The sequence below is a fragment of the Leucobacter soli genome (assembly GCF_042659205.1).
Taxonomy (GTDB): Bacteria; Actinomycetota; Actinomycetes; order Actinomycetales; family Microbacteriaceae; genus Leucobacter; species Leucobacter soli.
In genome coordinates this window covers 1-4,837 of record NZ_JBHSRW010000175.1, presented here as the reverse complement: position 1 = coordinate 4,837, position 4,837 = coordinate 1, and the positions used below count along the sequence as shown (strand labels likewise).

At 71.2% G+C, this 4,837-nt stretch carries 6 protein-coding genes; 4 read left to right on the top strand and 2 right to left on the bottom strand.

All coding sequences use genetic code 11. The features are described 5' to 3' along the window. On the bottom strand, positions 1-931 hold a 931-nt coding region (locus tag ACFPZL_RS10045), incomplete at its 3' end, for a protein kinase domain-containing protein (protein ID WP_382335284.1). A 48-nt stretch (positions 932-979) separates the two neighbouring features. Between ACFPZL_RS10045 and ACFPZL_RS10040 the strand changes: the two genes are divergently transcribed. Further along, positions 980-1,327 (top strand): Rv2175c family DNA-binding protein, encoded by a 348-nt coding sequence (locus ACFPZL_RS10040; protein ID WP_328797998.1) that lies wholly within the window; start codon positions 980-982, stop codon positions 1,325-1,327. Positions 1,328-1,389: 62 nt separating this feature from the next. On the opposite strand, the gene ACFPZL_RS10035 is transcribed toward ACFPZL_RS10040, so the two are convergent. Next, the gene (locus tag ACFPZL_RS10035) at positions 1,390-2,493 is read right to left on the bottom strand and encodes a polyprenyl synthetase family protein (protein WP_218113753.1); all 1,104 of its coding nucleotides are present in this window, start codon (positions 2,491-2,493) and stop codon (positions 1,390-1,392) included. Between the two features lie 71 nt (positions 2,494-2,564). Here ACFPZL_RS10035 and ACFPZL_RS10030 point away from each other — a divergent pair, with 71 nt between their 5' ends. From ACFPZL_RS10030 to rsmH, 3 genes are all read left to right on the top strand, one after another. Further along, entirely contained in the window at positions 2,565-2,936 is a 372-nt protein-coding gene (locus ACFPZL_RS10030) for a DUF3040 domain-containing protein (protein ID WP_218113752.1), read from the top strand. A 326-nt stretch (positions 2,937-3,262) separates the two neighbouring features. Then, positions 3,263-3,694: a division/cell wall cluster transcriptional repressor MraZ gene (gene mraZ, locus ACFPZL_RS10025; protein ID WP_218113751.1), complete on the top strand. Its 432-nt coding sequence runs from the start codon at positions 3,263-3,265 to the stop codon at positions 3,692-3,694. A gap of 97 nt (positions 3,695-3,791) precedes the next feature. Next, positions 3,792-4,760, top strand: a complete 969-nt coding sequence (rsmH, locus tag ACFPZL_RS10020) for a 16S rRNA (cytosine(1402)-N(4))-methyltransferase RsmH (RefSeq protein ID WP_218113750.1) — start codon at positions 3,792-3,794, stop codon at positions 4,758-4,760. Positions 4,761-4,837 lie beyond the last annotated feature (77 nt).

Below are 4,837 nucleotides of genomic sequence, written 5' to 3'. Positions count from 1 at the left end.
CTTGCCGCTCACCGCCGCTGAGCACCGCGGTGGCGGGGGTCGCCGTGCCGATCGGCAGGGTGAACGGCAGCACCCGGGTCGATCCGAGCGGCTCGCCGTCGCGGATCGCACGGAGGGAATCGATCACCTCGCCGGCGTCGCGCGGGCGGGCGTCGGGCTCGCGCTGCGTGCACCATTGCACGAGCCGGTCGAACTCGGGCCCGACCTCCGGGTTCAGCGTCGACGGCGCGGGGACCTCCGAGTGGGCGTGCTGGTAGGCGATCTGCATGGCCTGCTCGCCCTTGAACGGCTGCTGGCCGGTGAGCATCTCGAAGAGCATGATCCCGAAGGCGTAGACGTCGCTGCGGGCGTCCGCCACGCCGCGGGTCACGAGCTCGGGGGAGAGATAGGCGATGGTGCCGAGCAGGGCCTGGCCGGTGGTCGTGTTCGCGCTGACGGCGCGCGCCAGCCCGAAATCGCCGATCTTGATGCGGCCGTCGTCGGCGAGGAGCACGTTCTCGGGCTTCAGGTCCCGGTGCACGAGCCCGGCCGCATGGGCCGCGGCCAGGCCTGCGAGCACGGCCTCGCCGATCTCCAGCGCCTGATCCGCGGTCAGCCGCTTCTGCTGCTTCAGCAGTTCGCGCAGCGTGATGCCGGGGAGGTACTCCATCACGAGGTAGGGGAGTCCGCCGTCCACTCCCTGGTCGAAGACGCCCACCACGTTGGCGTTGCCCAGCATGGCGGCGCTGCGCGCCTCCTGCTCGAAGCGGCGCGTGAAGCTGTCGTCCTCCACCAGGTGGTGATGCATCACCTTGATCGCCACTCGGCGCTGCAGCCGCAGATCGTTGCCGAGGTACACCGTCGCCATCCCTCCGCGCGCGATGCGCGAGCGGACGACGTAGCGCTCATCGAGCGTGCGTCCGATCAACGGGTCGGCAGGGGCAGAGCTCACGCGCCGATTCTACGTACTGAGGGCTTCGGCTCGGGTTAGGCTGGTGGCGTGGCCGTGAACTTCCCACCCGAGACCGAGTACGTGACGATCCCCGAGCTCTGCGAGCGCTGGGGCACCAGCCCGGGCAAGCTGCACCGGTTGATAGAGGATCGCCAGCTGGCGGCGGTGCGCCTCGACGGGGTGCTGAGGATCCCGGCGGAGTTCGCCGGGCCGGAGGAGCCGCTGAACTCGCTGCGGGGCACCCTGCTGGCCCTGCACGACGCAGGATTCGACGACGAGGAGGCGGTCGGCTGGCTACTCGCCAGGAACGACGAGCTCGATGAGCGGCCGATCGACGCCCTGCTCGCGGGCCGCAAGAGCGCGGTGCGCCGGGCGACGCAGGCCCTCGCCTTCTGAGGACACTGGCCGCCCCGCCCTGATTCCCGGACGTCCTCTCCGCAGGCCGTCCGGTCCGGGGCTCACGCCACCCGGCTCCCCGCCTGGTGCGCCAGACGGATCAGACGGTCCCGCACGTCGGCATCGAGCGGCGCGAAGTCGAGCGCTGCTTCGGCGCGATCGATGTTGCGACCGATCATCTCCTCGACCCGCGTCGCCGCACCGCTGTCCCGGATGGTGCGCTGCAGCATCTCGATCTGCTGCTCATCGAGGCGGGGATCGCCGAGCATCTCGTCGAAGACCCTGCGCTGCGTCGCCGGCAGGGCCTCGCGCGCGAGCGTGACGAGCACGGTCCGTTTGCCCTCGGTCAGGTCGCCGCCCGCGGGCTTGCCGGTCACCGCGCTGTCGCCGAAGACGCCGAGCAGGTCGTCGCGCAACTGGAAGGCGACGCCGACGGGGAGGCCGAAGTCCGAGAGCGCCTGCTCCTGCTCGCGGCTGGCTCCGGCGAGGGCGGATCCGATGAGCAGAGGCGCCTCGACGCTGTACTTGGCCGACTTGTAGACGAGCACGCGAGTGGAGCGCTCGAGCTGCTCCGGCTCGGGGGCGAAGTCGGCGCGCTGCTCCTCAGCCACGTCGAGGTACTGCCCGATGGCGACTTCGCTGCGCATGCGGTTGAAATGCTCGCGGGCGGCGCGAGCGGCAGCGCGATCATCGGCGCCGTCGCAGGCGCGCTGCAGCAGCTCGTCCGCCCACGACTGCAGCAGATCGCCGAGCAGGATCGCCGCGGCGACGCCGAAGTGCGCGCCGTCGCCCCGCCAGCCCTGCGCCGCGTGGAGCGCACCGAAGTGGCGGTGCGCGGCGGGGCGGCCCCGACGGGTGTCGGAGCGGTCGATGACGTCATCGTGGATCAGCGCCGCGGCATGGAAGAGCTCGAGCGCGCTCGCCGCGTCGAGGGCGATCCCGAGCTCGCCGAACGGGTCGCCGTCGACATCGAGCGGTCGCACCGACCGGTAGCCGAGGAGTGCGAAGCGGGCGCGCATCCGCTTGCCGCCGGCGAGGTAGTCCGAGGCCTCCGTGAGCAGTGGTGCGGCGTCCGGTCCGAGTGCCTCGAGTTCGGTGCGCTGAGCGGCGAGCGTATCGTCGATGCGCTCCTGTATAAGCCCTGCGAGTCGGGTCGTTTCGTCCACGTCGCCTAGCCTAGCCCGGCGCGGACGGCGTAGACTTGAAGGCAGAAGAGTCGGCGCATCTGGAGTTGATCATGGGACTGTCTGAACGAGAGCAGCAGTTGCTCGACGACATGGAGCGACGGCTGTATCAGAGCGAAGCCGATGTGATGCAGGCCGGCTCGGGTACGCCCCGCCGGTTGAACCTCCGCTCCCTGGTGCTGGGCATCCTGCTCGGCCTGGTTGGTGTGGGCGTGATGATCGGCGGCGTCGCGGCGCAGCAGCTCTGGCTCGGACTCATCGGGTTCGCCGTGATGCTCGGCGGGGCCGTGCTCGCGTTCTCGAAGCGCGAGGATCCCCTCGCGACCGAATCCGGTGCGGAGTCGGCCGACGGCGGCGGTCGCCCGCGCGAGAGCTTCAGCGATCGCATGGAGCGGCGCTGGGACGAGCGGATGGACGGGCGCTGATCATCCTCGGCTGAGCGCATCCTCGGCTGAGCGCGAAGCCGAAGGGCGGTGGAGAGATCCACCGCCCTTCTTGCGTGTTCGGGACCGGTTGCCGGGGCGCCGGCCTCCCGGGAACGGACTCCTGGTACGGGCTGTCCGGACGCGGGCTTTCCAGGTATCGGCGCGCCCGGAAACGGGGTGGCGGGGAGGGTGCCGCTCCCGGAGAGGGACCGAGTGGGGAAATAGTGGTGTAAAAGTGGTGGAAGTGGAGTGAAGTGGAGTAAAGTGGCGACATACCCCGTCGCCCGCGACGGCGCGGGCCGGCCGATGAGGGGAAGGAGAGCACGATGTTCCTCGGTACCTTCACGCCGAAGCTGGACGACAAGGGCCGTCTGATCCTCCCCGCCAAGTTCCGCGACGAGCTCTCCGACGGCCTGGTGGTGACCCGCGGCCAGGAGCGCTGCCTGTACGTCTTCGGCGAGTCCGAGTTCGCCCGGATGCACGATCGGATCCGAGAGGCGCCGATCACCTCCAAGCAGGGCCGCGACTACCTGCGCGTCTTCCTCTCGGGCGCCCACGCCGAGACCCCGGACAAGCAGGGCCGCGTCACCGTGCCGCCGGCCCTGCGCCAGTACGCCGGCCTCGACCGCGATCTCGCGGTCATCGGCGCGGGCAGCCGCGCCGAGATCTGGGACGCCGGGGCCTGGCAGCGCTACCTGCAGGAGCAGGAGACGGCCTTCGCCGAGATCGAGGAGGAGGTGATCCCGGGCATGTTCTGACCTCGGGCCCGTGGTTTCTCGTTCACCACCCTGACGCACTTCCCCGGCGGCAGGTGGGTAGACGAGGAACCAGGGGGCCGAGATCGCCCGACGCGCTATGGACGACACCACTCAGGATCCCGCGGAGCTGCACACGCCGGTGCTGCTCGAGCGCTGCCTCGAACTGCTCGCCCCGGTCGCCGAGCGGCCGTCCGCCGTGATCGTCGACGCCACTCTCGGCATGGGCGGGCACAGCGCGGCGCTGCTCGAGGCCCATCCCGGCCTCACCGTCATCGGCTTGGACCGGGACGCCGAGGCGCTGGCCCTCGCCGGCCGCCGACTCGAACGCTTCGGCGACCGAGCGATCCTCGTGCACACCATCTACGACGGCATCGTCGAGGCCGTCCGCGGCGCCGGCTTCGAGCGGATCGACGGAGCGCTCTTCGACCTCGGCGTCAGCTCGCTGCAGCTCGACGAGGCCGATCGTGGATTCGCCTACGCGCAGGACGCCCCGCTCGACATGCGGATGGATCAGGGGGTCGGACCGACGGCGGCCGAGATCCTGGCCGAGGCCCCCGAGGGCCGGCTGCGTGCGATCTTCGAGCGCTACGGCGAGGAGCCTCTCGCGGCCCGCTACGCGCGCGCGATCATCGCCGCACGAGCCGAGGCCCCGATCGATCGCAGCGGCAGGCTCGTCGACGTGCTCCAGGCGGCCACGCCGGCTGCGGTGCGGGACCAGCGGCACCCCGCGAAGCGGGTCTTCCAGGCGCTGCGGGTCGAAGTGAACGGCGAACTCGTCGCACTCGAGCGCGCGATCCCCGCGGCGCTGTCGCTCCTGACGCTCGGCGGGCGCCTGGTCGCGATGAGCTACCAGTCGCTCGAGGACCGCCTCGTGAAGCGCGAACTGGTGTCCCGGAGCCGATCCACCGCTCCCGCCGGGCTTCCCGTCGAGCTGCCGGAGCATCGCCCCGAGTTCGCGCTGCTCACCCGGGGCGCGGAACTCGCCGGCGATGACGAGCGCGAACGCAACCCCCGATCCATCCCCGTGCGCCTGCGGGCCGCCGAACGTCTGAGGGAGGCACGATGAGCACCACTGCTGCCCTCGAGCCGGACGAGCTCGCGGTGCTGCGCGCGAGCGCGGCGCCGCAGCCGACGCCCGAACGC

Bases quoted from the DNA above. Each gene is read 5' to 3' on its own strand.
- rsmH (WP_218113750.1), top strand. From the start codon at position 3,792: ATGGACGACACCACTCAGGATCCCGCGGAGCTGCACACGCCGGTGCTG.
- ACFPZL_RS10030 (WP_218113752.1), top strand. From the start codon at position 2,565: ATGGGACTGTCTGAACGAGAGCAGCAGTTGCTCGACGACATGGAGCGA.
- mraZ (WP_218113751.1), top strand. From the start codon at position 3,263: ATGTTCCTCGGTACCTTCACGCCGAAGCTGGACGACAAGGGCCGTCTG.